The 818-nt window shown below is 50.5% G+C and carries 1 pseudogene; it reads right to left on the bottom strand.

Going from position 1 to position 818, the window contains the following annotated elements:
* Positions 1–818 (bottom strand): annotated as a pseudogene (locus FC75_RS13085) (CD3337/EF1877 family mobilome membrane protein); the annotation flags it as partial.

Below are 818 nucleotides of genomic sequence, written 5' to 3'. Positions count from 1 at the left end.
ATTGCACTACCAACGAACTGCCGAAGCATTCGGTTCCCACGGCGCGAGAAACGTTGGGCGCCTTGTTGTGCGTCAGAGCTGTGGAGCTGCATCATGCCCATCAAGTCGCCGAGCTTCATCCAGATACCGGCGAAGATAGTGACTTGCAGGAAGGCCACGAGGAAGAACGGCGAGGTAGCCGACAACCCATAGACCATTGCCGATAGCGAGAATGCCATCGTGATCACCAGCGTTACGCCAACCCGTGTCATAATCGTGTTGAACAGCTTCATAATGTTTTGCTTCATCAGGCCGTTAAATGACGGTAGCATCGCAAGTAAGAATGACACCGGCAAAAATGTTGCGTAGATGATAAAGAGTATCTGGCTGAACAGCATCATTGCCGTCAGGAAGAAGACAAACAAGGTGATTGCGATATTGAACAAGACAACAAAGGTCGTGGTACCAAGTCGATTGATCGTCATGGTTGGCGACAGGTTCTCGTTGTCATTGTCTTCAATTTCAGCTTTCACCACGTCGGTGCGCGTTTTACCCTTGTCCCCGAATGGGTTAGTCTTCATCAGCTTGTTCACGCGCTCTTTGCCGACGGTATCGGTGTCGCTGTCACCAAACTGCAAAAGTGTCCACGGCTGCTTCACCTGAATTTCAAAAAGGGTATCGCGGATTGCATCAACGCCTGATTTATCGGTGGCTGTATCAGTGCCCATAATCATCTTGGAGCCAGTGTTGAGCGCGCTGGTGCTGATATCTGAACTGAACTCATTGATTTTGCTCACGTAGTCCGGGGCGTAGGCGATGAAGCTGGCTGACGTGATGAA

Origin of the sequence: Lacticaseibacillus camelliae DSM 22697 = JCM 13995, from assembly GCF_001436615.1 — a bacterium.
Lineage (GTDB): Bacteria > Bacillota > Bacilli > Lactobacillales > Lactobacillaceae > Lacticaseibacillus > Lacticaseibacillus camelliae.
The sequence above is the reverse complement of the archived record's forward strand: the minus strand, read 5'-3'. Positions and strand labels throughout refer to the sequence as shown.